We start from the raw sequence: 16,305 nt of genomic DNA, 5'->3' as shown, positions 1-16,305 counted from the left end.
GAGGGCGCTACGAGCGAGAGGAGTGGTCAGTTGTCGGCCCATGGGGGAAGGAAGGCGATTCTCGCGGCACTCGGGGCCAATGCGGGCATCGCGGTCGCCAAGTTCGCCGGCTTCCTGATCACCGGTTCGTCATCCATGCTCGCCGAATCCGTGCACTCGGTGGCGGACACGTCCAACCAGGGTCTGCTCCTGCTCGGCCAGAAGAAGGCCGAGCGTAGCGCTGACGAGTTGCACCAGTTCGGGTACGGGCGTAGCCGCTACTTCTACTCGTTCGTCGTCGCACTCGTGTTGTTCAGTCTCGGTTCGCTGTTCGCCATCTACGAGGGCGTGCACAAGATTCAGCACCCGGAAGGGCTCACCTCCCCGTTGGTCGCAGTCGTGATCCTGGTGGTGGCCATCGGGCTCGAGACGTTCAGCTTCATCACTGCCGTGCGTGAATCCCGCCCCCTCAAGGGCGAGGCGTCGTGGTGGGGTTTCATCCGCACATCGCGCAGCCCTGAACTTCCCGTCGTTCTGCTCGAAGACACCGGCGCACTCGTCGGTCTGTTTCTGGCGCTGGGGGGTGTCGGACTGACGATGGTCACCGGAGATCCGGTGTGGGACGGCATCGGCACCCTCTGCATCGGCGGCCTCCTCGGAGTTATCGCGATCATCCTCATCGTCGAGATGCAGAGCTTGCTCATCGGTGAGGGCGCCACCGCGGACGAGGAGGCGCGCATCCTCACCGCGCTGGTCGACGGACAGAAGATCGAACGCGTCATCCACTGCAAGACGCAATACCTCGGACCAGAGGAAATCCTCGTGGCGGCAAAGGTGGCGGTGGCGCCCGGCTCGGACATTCAGGCCGTGGCGACGGCCATCGACGAGGCCGAAGCCCGGGTGCGTGAAGCCGTTCCGGCGGTCCACCGCATCTACCTTGAACCCGACCTGTTCAGAGCAACCGAAGCATAGGCTGAACGGCAACTTTCGATTGAGGAGGCTGATGTGGCCATCCAGGACAAAGGCAGTGGACCGGAGCTGAGCGGTCGCGCCAACGGGCTGTTCCGGACCAAGTCGATCGAGCAGTCGATCAGGGACACGGACGAGCCGGAGACCAAGCTCCGGAAAGACCTGACGGCGTGGGACCTCACGGTCTTCGGTGTCGCCGTCGTCATCGGTGCCGGCATCTTCACCCTTACCGCCCGGACCGCCGGAAACGTCGCGGGGCCTGCCGTGTCGGCGGCCTTCGTGATCGCCGCCATCGCGTGTGGCCTCGCGGCTCTCTGCTACGCCGAGTTCGCCTCGACCGTTCCGGTGGCCGGCAGCGCGTACACCTTCTCGTACGCGACGTTCGGTGAGTTCGTCGCCTGGATCATCGGGTGGGACCTCATTCTCGAGTTCGCGCTCGCCGCCTCGGTCGTCGCCAAGGGCTGGTCCCTCTACCTCGGGGAAGTGATCGGAAACCATACTCCGATCGCCCAGTTCGGATCCTGGAAGTTCGACTGGGGTGCCGTGATGATCGTCGCGATCATCACCGTACTGCTGGTCACGGGAACCAAGCTGTCGTCACGAGTGTCGCTCGTCATCACGACGATCAAGGTGGCCGTTGTGCTCGTGGTCGTAGTCGTAGGCGCGTTCTATATCGAGGCCGACAACTACTCGCCGTACATCCCGCCGTCCGAGCCCTCGGACACCGGTGAGGGCATCCACCAGTCGCTGTTCTCCTATGTGACAGGCGCCGGTGGCAGCACGTTCGGCTGGTACGGACTCCTCGCCGCGGCAAGCCTCGTCTTCTTCGCCTTCATCGGTTTCGACATCGTCGCCACCACCGCCGAGGAGACCAAGAACCCACAAAAGGCGCTGCCCCGCGGCATCCTCGGCTCGCTGCTGATCGTGACCGTGCTCTACGTGGCGGTCACCCTGGTGCTCACCGGGATGGTCGACTATCACGACTTGGCCGGAGATACGTCCAACTTGGCGACCGCCTTCGACATTCACGGCATCACGTGGGCGAAGAATCTGATCTCCTTCGGTGCATTGGCCGGTCTGACGACCGTAGTGATGGTGCTCATGCTCGGCCAATCCCGGGTGCTGTTCGCCATGTCGCGGGACGGACTGATGCCGAGACGGCTGGCACCCACCGGCAAGCACGGCACACCGGTCCGCATCACGGTGCTCGTCGGTGTCGTGGTGGCTGTCCTCGCGGGCTTCTTCCCGATCGGCACTCTCGAGGAGATGGTGAATATCGGCACGTTGTTCGCCTTCGTCCTGGTCTCGGTCGGCGTCATCGTGCTGCGCCGGACCCGGCCCGACTTGCCCCGTGGGTTCCGCGTGCCGCTGGTTCCGCTGGTGCCGATCCTGGCCGTGCTGGCGTGCCTGTGGTTGATGTTCAACCTTTCCGTCGAAACGTGGATCCGGTTCGTCGTGTGGATGCTGCTCGGGGTGATCATCTACTTCGCGTACAGCCGCAGGCATTCCATGATGGGCAGGCGCAGTCGCGGCGAGGTGATCTGACCGAGCTGTTATTTCCGGCCCGCCGGGGAAGCGCCACACGGCGCTTCCCCGGCGGGCTTTTCTCTGCCTTCAGTCTTGATCGATTTAGTTTACAAAATAGAGAATTTGTCTATAAGGGGAACGTACTGCGGCGTATTGTCTATCTCAGTGGTGATCTACCTCACGCGATGGGGCCCAGGGTGAAGGAGTGGGAATGGCGACGCAGCTACAACCGGAATCGGCAGTGCCGGCCGAGCAGTGGCGGGACAAGAAGCGCTACCTGTGGCTGCTGGGGCTGATACCGCCCACCGCGGTGTTCCTGGCGATCGGGCTCGTGTGGGCTTCGGGCCGGGTCGGTCTCGACGCGGTGGCGCCGGTGTGGTGGTGGATCGGGCCGCTGCTGGTGTATGTCCTGCTGCCGATTCTCGACGTATTCTTCGGCCCGGACGGTGACAACCCGCCCGACGAGGTGATGGACCGGCTGGAGCACGACAAGTACTACCGGTACTGCACCTACGCCTACATTCCGTTCCAGATCCTCAGCCTGGTGACTGCCTGCTACCTGTGGTCCGCGTCCGATCTCAGTTGGCTGGGTATCGAAGGTGGTCTCGGTGTGGTGTCGGAGATCGGCCTCGCGATCAGCATCGGTTGTGTGGCGGGAATCGGGATCAATACCGCGCACGAGCTCGGTCACAAGAAGGACGAACTCGAACGGTGGCTGTCCAAGGTCACTCTGGCGCAGTCGTTCTACGGCCACTTCTACATCGAGCACAATCGCGGACACCACGTGCGGGTGGCCACGCCGGAGGATCCGGCGAGCTCACGTATGGGCGAGTCGTTGTGGGCATTCCTGCCGCGCAGTGTGTGGGGCGGCCTGACCTCGTCCTGGCGACTCGAGAAAGCGCGGTTGGACCGGCTGGGCAAGAGGCCGTGGACAATTCACAACGATGTCCTCAACGCCTGGTCGATGTCGGTCGTGCTGTTCGGTGCCCTGCTGGCGGTGTTCGGCCTCGAGATCGCACCATATCTGCTGATCCAGGCGGCCTTCGGCTTCTGCCTGCTCGAGACGGTCAACTATCTCGAGCACTACGGGCTGCGCAGGCAGAAGACGGCAAGTGGCCGCTACGAACGTTGCACTCCCGAGCACAGTTGGAACAGCGATCACATCTGCACCAACATCTTCCTCTACCACTTGCAGCGCCACAGCGATCACCACGCCAATCCCACCCGGCGTTACCAGACGTTGCGGAGCATGGACGGTGCTCCGAACCTCCCCAGTGGTTACGCCAGCATGATCACGCTCGCCTACTTTCCGCCGCTGTGGCGCAAGGTGATGGACCCCCGGGTGCTCGCTCACTACGACGGCGACATCACCCGTGTCAACATCCACCCCGCGAAGCGCGCCAAGGTGCTCGCGAAGTACGGAGCCGCGGCATGAGCGCGTACCGGTGTCCGGTCTGTGAGTACGTCTACGACGAGGCGGCAGGCGCGCCGCGGGAAGGGTTCCCTCCTGGCACGCAATGGGATTCGATCCCCGAGGGCTGGTGCTGCCCCGACTGCGGGGTGCGGGAGAAGATCGATTTCGACGAAGTAGCGACAACAACAGGAGGCGCGACATGACCGAATACAAGCTTTACCAGTGTGTGCAGTGCGGCTTCGAATACGACGAGTCGCTGGGGTGGCCCGAGGACGGTATCGAACCCGGAACTCGTTGGGACGACATCCCGGACGACTGGAGTTGCCCCGATTGCGGCGCGGCGAAAGCGGACTTCTTCATGGTCGAGATCGAGTGGAGCTGACTTCCGGGTGAGAGTGTCCGACGTGGCCGCGTACCGGACGCGCAGGCGTCCGGCGCCGGGCACTAATGTCTTGGACATGACTTCGTCGCGTGTCAGAGTGTCCTACCAGGAGGCCACGCGGCTGCTGCTGCGTCAGTCGGTGCTCGACGCCATGCGCGATCTGTTGTTCGAGAAGGACTGGTCCGACATCACCATGTCGGACGTCGCGGCCGGTGCCGGGGTGAGCCGCCAGACCCTGTACAACGAATTCAAGTCCCGGCAGGGGCTCGCGGAGGCCTACGCGCTGCGATTGGCGGACGAATTGGTCGATTCGGTCGACGAGGCGTTGGTCGCCAACGTCGGACAGGGCCGAGCCGCACTCCTCTCAGGCTTCACCGCGTTCTTCGCCGCGAGTCTCTCCGATCCCTTGGTGCAGTCGCTGCTGCGCGGCGAAACCAAACCGGACCTGCTGCGGTTGATCACGACCGAGAGTGCGCCCATCATCGAGCGGGCGTCGACGCGGCTGGCAGAGGTTTTCCACCGCGGCTGGGTGCGGGCGAGTGTGGTGGACGCGGGAATTCTGAGCCGCGCCATCGTGCGGCTCGCTATGAGTTACATCTCGATGCCGCCCGAGTCGGAGGCCAACGTGGCCGAGGATCTCGGTGCCCTCCTCGGGCCTTTCGTGGACAAGGCAGTCGACGGGGCCGATCGGCTGGAAGGCTGAGCACGCGGACTGTCGTCTGAGTGTCACCCTCGGGCGGCCGTACCGATAGCCTTGATCGAAACAGCAGCCAACCAGGAGAGGCAGATGACGACCTCAGTTTCAACCACGCCCGTGGCCGAGAGCCGTAACGGGATCGATTTCAAGGTGGCGGACCTTTCGCTCGCCGAGTTCGGCCGCAAGGAGATTCGGCTCGCCGAGCACGAGATGCCGGGACTGATGGCGCTTCGCCGCGAGTACGCGGAGGTGCTCCCGCTGAAGGGCGCACGTATCTCCGGATCGCTGCACATGACCATTCAGACCGCGGTCCTCATCGAGACGCTCACAGCGCTGGGTGCCGAGGTCCGCTGGGCGTCGTGCAACATCTTCTCCACCCAGGATCACGCCGCCGCTGCCATCGTGGTCGGCCCGCACGGAACGCCGGAAGAGCCGAAGGGCACCCCGGTCTTCGCGTGGAAGGGCGAGACCCTCGAGGAGTACTGGTGGGCCGCAGAGCAGATGCTCACGTGGCCGGACGCCGACAAGCCGGCGAACATGATCCTCGACGACGGCGGCGACGCCACGATGCTGGTCCTCAAGGGCGCGCAGTTCGAGAAGGCCGGTGTCGTGCCACCCACGGACGACGACCAGGATTCCGACGAGTACAAGGTCTTCCTCAACCTGCTGCGCCGCTCCCTCGAGGCGGACAAGGGCAAGTGGTCGAAGATCGCCGAATCCGTGCAGGGGGTCACGGAGGAGACCACCACCGGAGTTCTGCGGCTGTACCAGGTCGCGGCTGCCGGCGAACTCACCTTCCCGGCCATCAACGTCAACGACTCGGTCACCAAGAGCAAGTTCGACAACAAGTACGGCACACGTCACTCGCTGCTCGACGGCATCAACCGCGGCACCGACGTGCTGATCGGTGGCAAGGCCGCGCTCGTCTGTGGCTACGGTGACGTCGGCAAGGGCTGCGCCGAGGCGCTCCGGGGACAGGGCGCACGCGTCGCGGTCACCGAGGTCGATCCGATCAACGCACTCCAGGCCCTCATGGACGGCTTCGAGGTCAAGACGGTCGAGCAGGCCATCGGCTGGGCTGACATCGTCATCACGTCCACGGGCAACAAGGAGATCATCACCTTCGAGCACATGAAGCAGATGAAGCACCAGGCCATCCTGGGCAACATCGGTCACTTCGACAACGAGATCGACATGGCAGGTCTCGAGCGGTCCGTTGAGGTGACCCGTATCAACATCAAGCCTCAGGTGGACGAGTTCCGCTTCCAGGACGGTCACTCCATCATCGTGCTGTCCGAGGGACGCCTCTTGAACCTCGGCAACGCGACCGGCCATCCGTCGTTCGTGATGAGCAACAGCTTCTCCAACCAGGTCATCGCGCAGATCGAGCTGTGGACCAAGCCGGACGAGTACGACAACGAGGTGTACCGGCTGCCCAAGCATCTGGACGAGAAGGTTGCCAAGATACACGTCGAGGCGCTCGGCGGCACTCTCACCAAGCTCACCAAGGAGCAGGCGGAGTACATCGGCGTCGACGTCGAGGGACCGTTCAAGCCCGAGCACTACCGCTACTAGAGGTCATGGCGTCCCCCGGTCCGCTGCGTGCGTGCCGGGGGATAGCCTTCATCCCCGTGGGAACCTCTTCTGTCGGAACGCTGGTAGCGCTCGAAGGCCTCGACGGCGCAGGCAAGCGGACACTTGTCTCAGCCGTCGTGAAGCGACTCGCAGCGGCTGGGCTCCAAGTCGGCACTCTCGACTTCCCTCGGTACGGCCGCTCCGTCCACGCCGATCTGGCGTCGGAGGCACTGAAGGGGGCACACGGTGACCTCAGCGGATCGGTGCATGCAATGGCGGTGATGTTCGCCCTCGACCGGTCCGGCGCGATCGCGGAGATGTCCGAACTGCTCGTCGGCTGCGACATCGTCCTCCTCGACCGCTATGTGGCGTCCAACGCCGCCTACGGTGCCGCTCGGTTGCATGAGGGCGCCGACGGCGAATTCGTGGGCTGGGTGCGGGAGCTGGAATTCGGTCGCCTGGGCCTGCCCCGCCCCGACCTCCAGCTGTATCTCGACGTGCCCGTCGCGCTGGCCGAACAACGTGCGCGCGGGCGTGAATCGGCCGACGCGAGCCGGGCGCTCGACGCCTACGAGCGCGACCGCGGTCTGCAGGAGCGCACCGGCGAGGTGTACCGCCAGCTAGCCGCAACCGACTGGATTTCGCCGTGGTGGGTGTTATCCCCGGACACCGATCCACTCGCGCTCGCCGAAAACCTGGCATTCTTGAATGACGGCACGGGACCTCGTGGCGAGAAAGAACACGGCACGCCGTAACGGCGAACGGGCAGTTACGGGCTCCGAAGATGCAACGATAGGGACATGAAGCCAAGGATTCTGGTTGTCGACGACGACACTGCGCTCGCGGAGATGCTCACGATCGTTCTCCGCGGCGAAGGTTTCGACCCGTATGTGGTGGGGGACGGGACCCAGGCGCTCACCGCTGTCCGGGAGACTCGCCCGGACCTGGTGTTGCTCGACCTGATGCTGCCCGGGATGAACGGTATCGACGTGTGCCGGGTGCTCCGCGCCGACTCCGGGGTGCCGATCGTGATGCTGACGGCGAAGACGGACACCGTCGACGTGGTTCTGGGATTGGAATCCGGCGCGGACGACTACATCATGAAGCCGTTCAAACCGAAGGAGCTGGTGGCGAGGGTCCGCGCGCGACTCCGTCGGACCGAGGACGAACCTGCCGAACTGCTCAGCATCGCCGACATCGTCATCGACGTTCCCGCCCACAAGGTGAGCCGGGGCGAAGAACTGATTTCTCTCACACCACTCGAATTCGACCTCTTGGTCGCGCTGGCGCGTAAGCCGCGGCAGGTATTCACCCGTGAGGTTCTGCTCGAGCAGGTGTGGGGTTACCGTCATGCAGCCGACACTCGACTGGTCAATGTGCACGTTCAGCGTCTGCGCGCCAAAGTCGAGACTGATCCCGAGAATCCCGAAGTGGTTTTGACGGTCAGGGGGGTCGGCTACAAGGCCGGACCGCCGTGACAGGTGTTTCCCGATGGCGGCGTCGTGTCAATCGACGCGTATCGCCGATCCTTCGGTGGGGTCACTCACTGAGCAATACCCTCGCGCACACGTGGCGTCGTTCACTGCAGCTGCGGGTGGTCGTCTCGACGCTTACGTTGTCGCTCATCGTCATCGTGGTCCTCGGAGTCGTGCTCACCAGCCAGATCACCGATCGGCTGCTCGAGACGAAGATCAACGCCGCGACCGAGGAGATGGACCGGGCCCGTAGCACGGTCGAAGGGCAGCTGGCCGGGGCGGACGACAGTAGTTCGCCCACCACCCAGCTCGACGGTGCCCGCGCTGCGCTCACCAACAGGGAGCCGGACGCCGGGCAGGACTCCGGATCGGCAGGCACGTTCGACCCGGTGCTGATCGTGCCCGGTGACGGCCCGCGGGCGCCGACCTCGAGCGGTCCGGCGGACCAGATACCCGAGTCGCTGCGGGCGTTCGTGCAGGCCGGGCAGGTGAGCTATCAGTTCGCCACCGTCAACGATCCCGAGGGTTACTCCGGCCCCGCGCTCATCGTGGGAAGCCCGACGGCCTCGGCCATCTCGACGCTCGAGCTGTATCTCGTCTTCCCGTTGGCGAGTGAGGACCGCAGCTTGTCGCTGGTGCGTGGAACGCTGCTCGTCGGTGGCGCGGTGCTCGCCGTGCTACTCGCGGCCATCGCACTCCTCGTAGCCCGGCAGGTGGTCCTCCCGATTCGTTCCGCCTCCCGGATTGCCGTGCGGTTCGCCGACGGCCGTCTGAAGGAGCGGATGCCTGTGCGCGGTGAGGACGACATGGCCCGCCTGGCGATGTCGTTCAACGAGATGGCGGAGAGCCTGTCCAAGCAGATCACCCAGCTGGAGGAATTCGGCAACCTGCAGAAGCGCTTCACCTCGGACGTGAGCCATGAGCTGCGTACGCCGCTCACCACCGTGCGCATGGCGGCCGATCTGATTCACGACGGCAGCGACGACCTCGACCCCGTGCTCCGGCGCTCCTCCGAGTTGCTCGTCGCCGAACTCGACCGGTTCGAGGGACTGCTGGCCGATCTGCTCGAGATCAGCCGCCACGACGCCGGCGTCGCCGAGCTGGCGGCCGAGCAACTCGACCTGCGGATGTGCGCGCGGGCCGCCGTCTCCACGGTGCGGCACCTCGCGCGGGAGAGCGGGACGGAACTGATTGTCGACCTGCCGGATCATGCTGTCATGGCGGAGGTGGATCCGCGCCGTGTCGAACGCATACTGCGCAACCTCCTCGCCAATGCCATCGACCACGGAGAGGGCAAACCGGTGCTGCTGCGTCTGCGTGCCGACGACAGTGCCGCAGCGTTCATCGTGCGCGACCAAGGGGTGGGGCTGCGGCCGGGCGAGGAGAAGCTTGTGTTCAATCGGTTCTGGCGGTCGGACCCGTCGCGGGTGCGCCGCTCCGGTGGCACCGGACTGGGGCTGGCGATCAGTGTCGAGGACGCGAACCTGCACGACGGCCGGCTCGAGGCTTGGGGCGAACCCGGCCAGGGGGCCTGCTTCCGGTTGACGTTGCCGAGGGTGAGGGGCCGGAAGGTAGTCTCAAGTCCGTTGCCGCTCAAACCCGGTACCGGCAAATACGTTCAGGGACAGCCGATCCCGGGGGACACGTCGATGCCGGTGCGTAACGACAGTCCCGAAACCGCCGTCGACGAGTCCCGCACCGTGCCCCAGAAGCGCGAGTTACCCGAACAACCGCAGACCCATGAGCCACGGGAACGGGAGAGTGCCCACGTCGGCGACCGCGAGGGTTCGCGTACCTCGGAGCGGGACGGATGACGCCGCGCTCGGCATCGTCCCCCGTGTTCCGGTCGATCTGGGGTGCTGTTCTCGTGGCCATGCTCGTCACGGTCGGCGGATGCGCCAGCCTGCCGGATTCGTCGACCCCACAGGCGATCGGCACGATCAACCGTGACACCCCGGGATCGAGTGTGGCTGCGCCCGCACCGGGTCGGGAACCGGACCTGCTTCTGCGGGATTTCTTCAAAGCCAGCACCGACCCGTCGAGCCGCCATCTCGCGGCGCGCCAGTTCCTGACCCCCGGGGTGTCCGGGCGATGGGACGACGCGGCGAGCGCCACCATCGTCGACAAGGTCGACGTCCTGCCCGAGACCCGGACCACCGACCGTGCGACGTACACGATCCGTGCCAACAAGGTGGGGCAGCTGGAGCCGGGCGGACTGTATGTCGCAGAAGAGGGAAGCTTCGAAACGAAAATCAGTCTCGAGATGCAGGGCGGTGAGTGGAGGATTTCCGAGCTGCCCTCGGGCGTGATTCTCGACCGGGCCCAGTTCCTCAACACCTATCAACGCAAATCGTTGTACTTCCTCGACCCTGCCGGGACAACGGTGGTGCCGGATCCGCGGTGGGTGTCAGGGGCGCAGGATCAGATGGCGGCCCAGCTGATGGGTCTGCTGATCGACGGGCCGAAGTCGGCTCTCGCCCCGGCCGTGCGCAACGAACTGGGCGAGCGTGTGTCGGTCCGGGGCCCGATCACGAAGGCGGACGGGCGCACCGCCCAGGTCGGGGTGGGGCTCGGAGGCATCCGGATAGATTTCTCCGGTGTGCGGCCGATGGACCAGCAAGCAAAGAGTCTGTTTGCGGCGCAAGTGATCTGGACTCTCGCGAACGCGGAGATCTCCGGTCCGTACATTTTGCTCGCAGACGGTGAGCCCCTCGACGACCGTTTCCCCAACGGTTGGACCACCGCCGACGTCGCCTCGATGAACCCGTTCGCGACCTCGAGCGCCACGGTGGGATTGCATGCGCTGCGAGACGGTTCGATGGTGAGCGTCACCGAGACCGGAGTGACACCCGTGCCGGGGTACTTCGGATCCGCGCGCAACATGCGATCCCTCGCGCTGTCGCAGGACGGCAAACTGGTCGCCGCCGTCGCGGACACCGGGCGTCCACCGCCCGAGCCGGCGAGCGCCTTGATGGTCGGTGCCTACGAGGACGGGGCGGCGTCCGTCCTCGAGGGCGGGGCGATCACCCGCCCGACGTGGGCACCCGACAACTCTGCGATCTGGGCGGCGGTCAACGGCAATGCGGTGATCCGTGTGCTGCGCGAGCCCGGAACGGGGCGGACCTCCGTCGAGAACGTGGATGCCGGTGCTGTCACCGCGCTGGGGGCCACCATCACGGAACTCCGGCTCTCGCGCGACGGTGTGCGTGCGGCGCTCATCGTGGACGGCAAGGTGTACTTGGCCATCGTGGCGCAGATGCCCGGTGGCGGTTACGCCCTGACCAACCCGCGTGCGGTCGCGATCGGCCTCGGCAGCCCGGCTCTGTCGCTCGACTGGAGCACGAGTGACACGATCGTCGTCGCGCGTGCGGCATCGGATATTCCGGTGGTACAGGTAGCGGTCGACGGCTCACGCATGGATGCCTTGCCGAGCCGCAACCTCACGGCCCCGGTGGTGGCCGTGGACGCCTCGACGACGACGGAGTTCGTCGCCGACTCGCGTGCCGTATTCCAGTTGAACAACAACGATCCGGCCGGGGACAGGTATTGGCGCGAGGTTCCCGGCCTCACCGGTGTGAAGGCGATTCCGATTCTGCCGGGCTGATTCGGCCGGGACACCTCTGTCGGGAGGAGTGTGTCGGTAGGAGTGCGGAAGATGAGGGCATGCGCACACTGCCCGGCTCACGGACGCTGCTCGATTTGATCCTGCCCGGAGAATGCGGCGGGTGCGGAGCGCCCGGCGCGCAATGGTGCCACAGCTGCGCCGCCGAGTTGGCGGACGATCCGGTTCTTCTGCAACCACGGGTCGATCCGGGGGTCGCGGTGTGGGCGCTGGGACCGTACTCGGGCCCGCGACGCCGGGCCGTGATCGCTGCAAAGGAGCGGGGCAGGCGCGACCTCGCGGTGCCGCTGGGCTCCGCGGTCGCGGGCACCCTCGCGCGCCTGCACCAGTGGGGGGAACTGCAGCCGCCCGAGGTCGCCCCGGTGGTGCTCGTCCCCGCCCCGACGCGCTCGCGGGCGGCCCGGATGCGGGGCGGCGATCCCGTCACCCGGATCGCGATCGTCGCGGTGGGAGCGACCCGGGTCTGTCCCGCGCTGACCATGCGCAGAGGGGTGCGCGACTCCGTCGGACTGTCCGCGGATCAACGTCGAGTAAACCTCGAGGGTGGTGTTATCCTCACCCGCAGCGGTCACCGATTCGCTCGGCATCTGTCGTCGGATTCGGCTGTGCGCCAACGTAAGACGGTGGTCCTGATCGACGACGTGTCGACCACCGGGGCGACCGCGGCGGAGTCGGTTCGCGTGCTGTCCGGGGCCGGCATCGCGGTCGCGTCGGTGGTCGTCCTGGCCGGCGTCGGCTGAGGTCGCGGCGGAGCCGGCGCAAACTCGGCGTCGGCCAGATGAAATTGCGCCGAACAGTGGCACTCGCGCGAGTTACGTACTAGCGTCGCGGACACACCCGAAACACAGGTAGGAGGTGATACTTCGAACCTGGTGCCGGGCGGACCCCTTCCCGGCATGGATCAGAATTCGCCGCCGCCCATCACGGGGCGGGGCCGTAATCGGGAGGTACGAGTGACGACCCCTTCGCAAGCTTCGGTTTTCATCGACGAACGCACCACGGATGCACAAGAGAAGACCGATGCCCCTAGCGCCGATATTGTCGTCAAGGGACGCAACGTCGAGGTTCCCGACCACTTTCGCGTGTACGTCTCCGAGAAGCTGTCGCGCCTCGAGCGCTTCGACCCCTCCATATTCCTGTTCGACGTCGAACTACAACACGAACGCAATCGACGCCAGAAGAAGAGCTGCCAGCGCGTCGAGATCACTGCCCGAGGCAAAGGGCCGGTAGCCCGAGCCGAAGCGTCGGCCGACAGTTTCTATGCAGCCTTCGAGTCGGTCACGGCGAAGCTCGAGAGCAGGCTCCGCCGCACCAAGGACCGAAAGAAGGTCCACTACGGGGAAAAGACCCCGGTATCGGTGGCGGAGGCCACCGCCGCACTCGCCGAGGACGAGAGTCTCGGTATCAGTCCCGACATCTCCCTCGACGGCCAGGAGGCGCAGTCGCACGAGCACACGCCGGGTCAGGTGGTGCGGACCAAAGAACACAAGGCGACACCCATGACCATCGACGACGCTTTGTACGAGATGGAGCTGGTAGGACACGATTTTTTCCTGTTCCACGACAAGGAGTCGGACAAGCCTTCGGTCGTCTACCGACGGCACGCGTTCGACTACGGACTCATCCGTCTGGCGTGATCTGCATTCGTCCCACGTGACGGTGTGAGCGGTCGGTCTACTCGTCCGCACCAGAGAGCGCCTACCATGGAATCCGGCCGGGGTTCTCGGACCTCCGGCCGGATTTTGTGTGTCACCCACCCACTGCCGAAGATTGAGGACGAACAAGACTGTGCCGTCGCTGTCGCTATCCAAGCTGCTCCGTGTTGGTGAAGGTCGCATGGTCAAGCGGCTCAAGCACATCGCCGACCACGTTTCCTCCCTGTCGTCCGCGGTCGAAGACCTGACCGATGAGCAATTGCGGGCGAAGACCGACGAGTTCCGCTCGCGCTATCGAGACGGTGAACCGCTCGACGAGTTGCTCCCCGAGGCTTTCGCCGTAGCCCGCGAGGCCTCGTGGCGGGTCATCGACCAGCGGCACTTCCACGTGCAGATCATGGGCGGCGCCGCCCTCCATTTCGGCAACATCGCCGAGATGAAGACAGGTGAGGGTAAGACCCTCACCTGTGTGTTACCCGCATATCTCAATGCCATCGCCGGCGAGGGCGTCCACGTCGTGACGGTCAACGACTACCTCGCCAAGCGCGACTCGGAGTGGATGGGGCGTGTCCACCGTTTCCTGGGCATGGAGACGAGCGTGATCCTGTCCGGGATGTCGCCCGCCGAGCGGCGCGCGGCCTATGCGGCAGACATCACCTACGGAACGAACAACGAGTTCGGCTTCGACTACCTGCGTGACAACATGACGCACTCGCTGGACGATCTCGTTCAGCGTGGACATGCTTTCGCCGTCGTCGACGAAGTCGACTCCATCCTTATCGACGAGGCCCGTACCCCCCTCATCATCTCCGGGCCCGCCGACGCGTCGAGCAAGTGGTATGCGGAGTTCGCGCGTATCGCTCCGATGCTGAAGCGCGACGTCCATTACGAGGTCGACATTCGCAAGCGCACCATCGGTGTGCACGAAGCGGGTGTCGAGCTCGTGGAGGATCAGCTCGGTATCGACAACCTGTACGAGGCTGCGAACTCGCCCCTCGTGAGCTACCTGAACAACGCCATCAAGGCGAAGGAGCTCTACACCAAGGACAAGGACTACATCGTCCGCGACGGTGAAGTGATCATCGTCGACGAGTTCACCGGTCGTGTCCTCGTCGGAAGGCGCTACAACGAGGGCATGCATCAGGCGATCGAGGCCAAGGAGAAGGTGGAGATCAAGGCCGAGAACCAGACGCTTGCCACCATCACCCTGCAGAACTACTTCCGTCTGTACGAGAAGTTGTCGGGCATGACGGGTACGGCCGAGACCGAGGCCGCCGAACTGCACCAGATCTACAACCTCGGCGTCATCCCGATTCCCACCAACCGGCCGATGGTCCGCGTCGACAACGGCGATCTCATCTACAAGACCGAGGAAGCCAAGTTCGACGCCGTCGTCGACGACGTCGTCGAGCGGCACGAGAAGGGCCAGCCGGTCCTCATCGGCACCACCAGCGTCGAGCGGTCCGAGTACCTGTCGAAGCAGTTCACCAAGCGCGGCGTGCCGCACAACGTACTGAACGCCAAGTTCCACGAGCAGGAAGCCACGATCATCGCCGAGGCCGGCAGGTCTGGGGCGGTCACGGTGGCGACCAACATGGCCGGCCGTGGAACCGACGTGGTGCTGGGCGGCAACCCCGACATCATCGCGGACATCGCCCTGCGCAAGCGCGGCCTCGACCCCGTCCACACGCCCGAGGAATACGAGGCGGCGTGGGACGAGGTGCTCGAGCAGGTCAAGGCCGAGGTGAAGGCCGATGCGGACAAGGTCCGTGAGGCGGGCGGACTGTACGTGCTCGGCACCGAGCGGCACGAGTCCCGGCGAATCGACAACCAGCTTCGTGGCCGCTCCGGACGTCAGGGTGATCCCGGCGAGTCCCGGTTCTATCTGTCGCTCGGCGACGAGTTGATGCGACGGTTCAACGGTGCGGCTCTCGAGTCGATCATGACCCGCCTCAACCTGCCCGACGATGTTCCGATCGAGGCGAAGATGGTCTCGAAGGCCATCAAGAGCGCGCAGACGCAGGTGGAGCAGCAGAACTTCGAGATCCGTAAGAACGTCCTCAAGTACGACGAGGTGATGAACCAGCAGCGCACGGTCATCTACAAGGAGCGCCGCCAGATCCTCGAAGGCGAGGACATGGAGGGCCAGGTCGAGAAGATGATCACGGATGTGGTCACCGCGTACGTCGACGGCGCAACTTCCGAGGGATATGTCGAGGACTGGGATCTCGAACAGCTGTGGACCGCACTGAAGACGCTGTACCCGATCGGCCTCGACTACAAGGAATTTGTCGGGGACGGCTCCGACGGCGACGTGAAGGACATCAGCAGCGACGAGCTCCGCGAGATGCTCCTCGAGGATGCGCACGAGGCGTATGCGCGCCGGGAAGCGGAGATCGACGCCGCCGCCGGTGAGGGTGCGATGCGTGAACTCGAGCGCCGCGTTCTGCTCAGTGTGCTCGACCGCAAGTGGCGTGAGCATCTGTACGAGATGGACTACCTCAAGGAGGGCATCGGTCTTCGAGCGATGGCGCAGCGTGACCCGCTGGTCGAGTACCAGCGCGAGGGTTTCGACATGTTCACCGGCATGCTCGAGGGGCTGAAGGAGGAGTCGGTCGGATTCCTGTTCAATCTGCAGGTCGAAGCCGCGGCCCCGCAGCAAGCGGCAGCGCCCGGCATCACTGTGACGGCGTCCTCGGCGGCCGCGACAGCGTCCGCCTCGCCGACGCCGACGCCTGCCCGGCCATTGCCCACGCAGGAGGCAGCACGTCAGGCTCAGGGCACCGCTGCACCTTCCGCCCTGCGGGCGAAGGGATTGGACAACGCGGAGCCGCGTGGACTGACGTACTCCGGACCCGCCGAGGACGGCAGCGCCCAACTCAGCCGCCGAGGCACCGGCAGCGAGGACAACGCGGACGCAGGGACCCGGCGCCAGCGACGCGATGCGGCACGGTCTCAGTCGAAGGGTAAGAAGGCGCCGCGGTCCAAGCGCAAGCGCTGACCCACCTCG

At 65.2% G+C, this 16,305-nt stretch carries 14 protein-coding genes; all 14 read left to right on the top strand.

All coding sequences use genetic code 11. The features are described from left to right. The first annotated feature begins 30 nt into the window (after positions 1-30). The gene (locus NOF53_RS20180) at positions 31-951 is read left to right on the top strand and encodes a cation diffusion facilitator family transporter (RefSeq protein WP_255971983.1); all 921 of its coding nucleotides are present in this window, start codon (positions 31-33) and stop codon (positions 949-951) included. A 33-nt stretch (positions 952-984) separates the two neighbouring features. After that, positions 985-2,493 carry an amino acid permease gene (locus NOF53_RS20175; RefSeq protein WP_255971981.1) on the top strand — a complete coding sequence of 503 codons (1,509 nt, stop codon included), beginning with the start codon at positions 985-987 and terminating at the stop codon, positions 2,491-2,493. 193 nt (positions 2,494-2,686) lie between these two features. After that, complete coding sequence (locus tag NOF53_RS20170) at positions 2,687-3,910, top strand: alkane 1-monooxygenase (RefSeq protein WP_255971979.1); 1,224 nt, start codon at positions 2,687-2,689, stop codon at positions 3,908-3,910. Then, positions 3,907-4,092 carry a rubredoxin gene (locus NOF53_RS20165; RefSeq protein ID WP_255971977.1) on the top strand — a complete coding sequence of 62 codons (186 nt, stop codon included), beginning with the start codon at positions 3,907-3,909 and terminating at the stop codon, positions 4,090-4,092. The genes NOF53_RS20170 and NOF53_RS20165 overlap by 4 nt, the downstream gene beginning before the upstream one ends. Next, positions 4,089-4,271, top strand: a complete 183-nt coding sequence (locus NOF53_RS20160) for a rubredoxin (protein ID WP_255971975.1) — start codon at positions 4,089-4,091, stop codon at positions 4,269-4,271. The genes NOF53_RS20165 and NOF53_RS20160 overlap by 4 nt, the downstream gene beginning before the upstream one ends. Positions 4,272-4,347: 76 nt before the next feature. Further along, entirely contained in the window at positions 4,348-4,974 is a 627-nt protein-coding gene (locus NOF53_RS20155) for a TetR/AcrR family transcriptional regulator (protein WP_255971973.1), read from the top strand. 84 nt (positions 4,975-5,058) lie between these two features. Continuing rightward, a complete protein-coding gene (gene ahcY / locus NOF53_RS20150; RefSeq protein ID WP_255971971.1) occupies positions 5,059-6,543 on the top strand; it encodes an adenosylhomocysteinase in 1,485 nt (494 codons plus the stop codon). A 56-nt stretch (positions 6,544-6,599) separates the two neighbouring features. Further along, positions 6,600-7,298, top strand: coding sequence for a dTMP kinase (locus NOF53_RS20145; protein ID WP_255971969.1), 699 nt, complete (start codon positions 6,600-6,602; stop codon positions 7,296-7,298). A 45-nt stretch (positions 7,299-7,343) separates the two neighbouring features. Then, a complete protein-coding gene (mtrA, locus tag NOF53_RS20140) occupies positions 7,344-8,021 on the top strand; it encodes an MtrAB system response regulator MtrA (protein ID WP_005240059.1) in 678 nt (225 codons plus the stop codon). Then, positions 8,018-9,832, top strand: coding sequence for an MtrAB system histidine kinase MtrB (mtrB, locus tag NOF53_RS20135; RefSeq protein ID WP_308213847.1), 1,815 nt, complete (start codon positions 8,018-8,020; stop codon positions 9,830-9,832). The genes mtrA and mtrB overlap by 4 nt, the downstream gene beginning before the upstream one ends. Then, complete coding sequence (gene lpqB, locus NOF53_RS20130; protein WP_255971965.1) at positions 9,829-11,622, top strand: MtrAB system accessory lipoprotein LpqB; 1,794 nt, start codon at positions 9,829-9,831, stop codon at positions 11,620-11,622. The genes mtrB and lpqB overlap by 4 nt, the downstream gene beginning before the upstream one ends. A gap of 59 nt (positions 11,623-11,681) precedes the next feature. After that, positions 11,682-12,380 (top strand): ComF family protein, encoded by a 699-nt coding sequence (locus NOF53_RS20125; RefSeq protein WP_255971963.1) that lies wholly within the window; start codon positions 11,682-11,684, stop codon positions 12,378-12,380. 213 nt (positions 12,381-12,593) lie between these two features. Continuing rightward, entirely contained in the window at positions 12,594-13,277 is a 684-nt protein-coding gene (gene hpf / locus NOF53_RS20120; RefSeq protein ID WP_255971961.1) for a ribosome hibernation-promoting factor, HPF/YfiA family, read from the top strand. Positions 13,278-13,428: 151 nt separating this feature from the next. After that, positions 13,429-16,296 (top strand): preprotein translocase subunit SecA, encoded by a 2,868-nt coding sequence (gene secA, locus NOF53_RS20115; protein ID WP_255972040.1) that lies wholly within the window; start codon positions 13,429-13,431, stop codon positions 16,294-16,296. Positions 16,297-16,305: the final 9 nt, after the last annotated feature.

This window comes from Rhodococcus tibetensis, assembly GCF_024438035.1.
GTDB classification, from domain to species: Bacteria; Actinomycetota; Actinomycetes; order Mycobacteriales; family Mycobacteriaceae; genus Rhodococcus_F; species Rhodococcus_F tibetensis.
This window is presented reverse-complemented; position numbering and strand designations above follow the sequence as displayed.

Bases quoted from the DNA above. Each gene is read 5' to 3' on its own strand.
- NOF53_RS20170 (WP_255971979.1), top strand. From the start codon at position 2,687: ATGGCGACGCAGCTACAACCGGAATCGGCAGTGCCGGCCGAGCAGTGG.
- NOF53_RS20165 (WP_255971977.1), top strand. From the start codon at position 3,907: ATGAGCGCGTACCGGTGTCCGGTCTGTGAGTACGTCTACGACGAGGCG.
- NOF53_RS20160 (WP_255971975.1), top strand. From the start codon at position 4,089: ATGACCGAATACAAGCTTTACCAGTGTGTGCAGTGCGGCTTCGAATAC.
- NOF53_RS20155 (WP_255971973.1), top strand. From the start codon at position 4,348: ATGACTTCGTCGCGTGTCAGAGTGTCCTACCAGGAGGCCACGCGGCTG.
- ahcY (WP_255971971.1), top strand. From the start codon at position 5,059: ATGACGACCTCAGTTTCAACCACGCCCGTGGCCGAGAGCCGTAACGGG.
- mtrA (WP_005240059.1), top strand. From the start codon at position 7,344: ATGAAGCCAAGGATTCTGGTTGTCGACGACGACACTGCGCTCGCGGAG.
- lpqB (WP_255971965.1), top strand. From the start codon at position 9,829: ATGACGCCGCGCTCGGCATCGTCCCCCGTGTTCCGGTCGATCTGGGGT.
- NOF53_RS20125 (WP_255971963.1), top strand. From the start codon at position 11,682: ATGCGCACACTGCCCGGCTCACGGACGCTGCTCGATTTGATCCTGCCC.